The organism is Leucobacter sp. M11 (assembly GCF_035726885.1).
Lineage (GTDB): Bacteria > Actinomycetota > Actinomycetes > Actinomycetales > Microbacteriaceae > JAPFRB01.
In genome coordinates this window covers 453,541-456,588 of sequence record NZ_JAPFRB010000003.1, presented here as the reverse complement: position 1 = coordinate 456,588, position 3,048 = coordinate 453,541, and the positions used below count along the sequence as shown (strand labels likewise).

3 protein-coding genes and 1 pseudogene are annotated in these 3,048 nt (G+C 71.4%); 1 reads left to right on the top strand and 3 read right to left on the bottom strand.

Going from position 1 to position 3,048, the window contains the following annotated elements:
- Both OOT08_RS10510 and OOT08_RS10505 read right to left on the bottom strand, forming a co-directional pair.
- Window positions 1-173: pseudogene (locus OOT08_RS10510) on the bottom strand (ABC transporter permease); the annotation flags it as partial.
- Window positions 174-191: 18 nt separating this feature from the next.
- The gene (locus OOT08_RS10505) at window positions 192-1,217 is read right to left on the bottom strand and encodes an ABC transporter substrate-binding protein (RefSeq protein WP_325092599.1); all 1,026 of its coding nucleotides are present in this window, start codon (window positions 1,215-1,217) and stop codon (window positions 192-194) included.
- A gap of 239 nt (window positions 1,218-1,456) precedes the next feature.
- On the opposite strand from OOT08_RS10505, the gene OOT08_RS10500 reads away from it, so the two are divergent.
- Window positions 1,457-2,284, top strand: coding sequence for a siderophore-interacting protein (locus tag OOT08_RS10500; RefSeq protein WP_325092598.1), 828 nt, complete (start codon window positions 1,457-1,459; stop codon window positions 2,282-2,284).
- Between the two features lie 110 nt (window positions 2,285-2,394).
- On the opposite strand, the gene OOT08_RS10495 is transcribed toward OOT08_RS10500, so the two are convergent.
- The gene (locus OOT08_RS10495; RefSeq protein WP_325092910.1) at window positions 2,395-2,904 is read right to left on the bottom strand and encodes a YbhB/YbcL family Raf kinase inhibitor-like protein; all 510 of its coding nucleotides are present in this window, start codon (window positions 2,902-2,904) and stop codon (window positions 2,395-2,397) included.
- Window positions 2,905-3,048: the final 144 nt, after the last annotated feature.

Below are 3,048 nucleotides of genomic sequence, written 5' to 3'. Positions count from 1 at the left end.
AGGGTCGCGACGGCGGGGTTCTGGCCGCCCGCAATCATGGCGGCGGCAACCGAGGCGCCGGTGGTGAAGCTCCCATCGACGGTGAGGTCGGGGAAGTTCAACACCCGGAAGGTGAGGAACACCCCGAGCGCCATCACGCCGTAGATGAGGCCGAGTTCAATGGTTCCGAACATGAGTGCGGTGCTTCTCGCTTACTTGACGACGCGCGTGGCTGAGTCGATCATGTCCTGCGGGATGGTGAAGCCCATCAGCTTCGCCGCGCCCGGGTTCAGCACCAGCTCGGCGGTGGTGAGCGTCTCAACGGGGGTCGACGCGGGGTCGGCGCCCTCGGTGAGGATGCGAACGGCCATCTGACCGGTCTGCTTGCCCAGCTCGGCGTAGTTCAGGCCGAGGGTCGCCGCGGCGCCCTGGTCAACCTGGCCGGACTCGGAGCCGATGAGGAGCGCGCCCTGCTTCTCGGCGACCGCGATGACGGCGCCGATGGCGTTCACGACGGTGTTGTCGGTGGGCACGTAGATCGCGTCCACGTCGCCGAGGGCCGTGGCTGCCGCGGAGACCTCGTTGCCGTTGCTGACGGTCTTCTCGACGACCTCGAGGCCGAGGTCCTCTGCGGCGGTGCGGGCCAGCTCGATCTGGACGAGCGAGTTGGTCTCGGCGGAGCTGTAGAGGAAGCCCACCTTCTTCGCGTCGGGGTTGATCTTCGTGATCAGCTCGATCTGATCGGCGACGGGGTTCAGGTCGCTCGTGCCGGTGACGTTGCCGCCGGGCTTCTCGTTGGAGTCGACGAGGCCGGTGTCCACGGCGTCGGTCACGGCGGTGAACAGCACGGGGATATCCGAAATGTTCTGCACGGCGGCCTGCGCGCCCTGGGTGGCGATGGCGAGCACCAGGTCCAGGTCAGCCCCGGCGAAGGACTGCGCGATCGTGTTCGCCGTGGCGGACTCGCCCTGGGCGTTCTGCACGTCGATCTCGATGGTCTTGAAGCCGGCGGCCTCGAGTTCCTCGACGAAGCCGTCGCGGGCGGCGTCGAGAGCGGGGTGCGGGGCCAGCTGGAGGATGCCGATCTTCACGTCCTGTTCCGCGGCGGGAACGGCGACGTTCTCCTTGGGGGCGTCCGCGGCCTCGGGGGCGGCGTTGCCGGAGGAGCAGGAGGTGAGCGTGAGAGCGGTGAGTGCGGCGGCCGCGAGCAGGCCGAACGTACGAGTGCGTGTTTTCAAAGCGGAGGGCTCGATTCGATGTGGGGCAGGGTGCTCCGGGGCCCCGCCCGATCGGAACGGCTACCCAGGACACAGCTACGGCGGGGTGACGCCACACAGCATGGTACCGTGCCCGCGGCATTCCCCCGGTCCCGTCAGGGTTCGCCCTCCCCGATTCGGCGCACTGCGATCCCCGCAGGTGGTCCCGCCGCCCACACGGCGCTCGACCCTCTCGGGCGCGGTCGGCGATACTGGGGGGCATGAGCCTTCGCACGCGAACCCAGTTTCCCGCCGCCCTCAGCGAGCTGCGCCTGCTCCGCCGCGAGCACCTGGCCACCGGGGTGACCCGGGTCACCCTGGCCGGGGACCTCGGGGGCCTGCCCGAGCTGTCCGGGGGCGCGTGGGCGCCCGACGACCGGGTCAAGCTGTTTCTGCCGGACCCGGCGACCGGGGTGCTCACGCCCCCGCGGATCGGGGCGGACGGCGGCATCCTGCGCCCGGCGGACGCCGTGTCGGTGTCGCGGGACTTCACCCCGAGCCGCGTGCGCGCCGGCGGAGCCGGGGACGCGGAGCTCGACCTCGACGTCGTGAGCCCGGGCGCGAACGGTCCGGGCACCGAGTGGCTGCTCGGCGCCGAGGCGGGCGAGTCGGCCGTGCTTGCGCACCCGCGGTTCAGTCGGTCGGTGCCGGGTGCGGACGCGGTGGCCGAGTTCGTGCTCGTCGCTGACGAGACGGGCTTCGCCGCTGCTGCGCGCTGGCTCGCAGCGCTCGACCCCGGGATCCGGGTGTCCGCGGTGTTCCTCGGGGAGGACGACGGCTACGAGGAGTTCCTGCCGGCGGAGCTGCGCTCGCGAGCCTCGATCGACTGGCTGTACCGGGTCGACGGGCCGGGTCAGCTGCGCGAGGCCGTGGCCTCGATCCCGCTCGGCGAGCGCAGCTTTGTGTGGGCCGCCGGCGAGGCGGGCGAGCTCGCGCCGATCCGCCGGGAGCTGCTCGCGACGCTCCCCCCGGAGCGGGTGGACCTGACGGGGCACTGGCGGCGCGGCCTCGTCAATCACGATCCGGATCTGGAGCTCGATCGGATCTAGCTCGGTCTTCGGGGTCGCGGCCTGCGTGGCATCGGCGAATCCGGACCGCGCAGAAACGCCCCGGCACCGCCAGCGCGGTCCCGGGGCGTCCGGAGTGCCCGGCTGCCGCCCTAGGCCGCGCCGCCCGGCTCTCCGGTGGCGACGATGATCGCGCGGGCGATCACCGCGTCGCGCATCAGGAAGCCGAGAACGGCGGGGGTCATCCCGGGGTCCACCTCGACGCGGGGCACGTTCAGCGCGTGCACCACGAACCAGTAGTGGTGGGCGCCGGTGCCCTCGGGCGGAGCCGCGCCGGTGAATTCCAGCCCGCGCACCTCGTTGGGCATGGTGATGGTGCCCTCGGGCAGCCCCGGCCCGCCCGCGGCACCCGCGCCGCTCGGCAACGAGGTCACGTCGCCAGGGATGTTGGCCACGGCCCAGTGCCAGAACCCGGAGCCGGTCGGGGCATCGGGGTCGTAACAGGTGACGACGAAGCTCTGTGTTTCGGCGGGGAAGCCCGACCAGCTCAGCTGGGGTGAGCGGTCCTCGCCGCCGACGCCCGCGCTGTAGAGCTCACTGGGCAGGGGCTCGCCGTGCTGGATATCGGTGCTCACGAGGTCAAACTCGGGGACCTGGCGCATTCCCGCGTATGGATTCAGTTTTCCGGTGCTCACGTGGCGCTCCTCTCGTCGGGTTTCCCCCACCCTACCCCGGGTCGTTCCGCGGCCCCCGGAGGTCTTCGGCGACCCTCAGGGAACACTCCCTCACCGCGACGGAAAGGAAAA

Bases quoted from the DNA above. Each gene is read 5' to 3' on its own strand.
- OOT08_RS10500 (WP_325092598.1), top strand. From the start codon at position 1,457: ATGAGCCTTCGCACGCGAACCCAGTTTCCCGCCGCCCTCAGCGAGCTG.
- OOT08_RS10495 (WP_325092910.1), bottom strand. From the start codon at position 2,904: ATGCGCCAGGTCCCCGAGTTTGACCTCGTGAGCACCGATATCCAGCAC.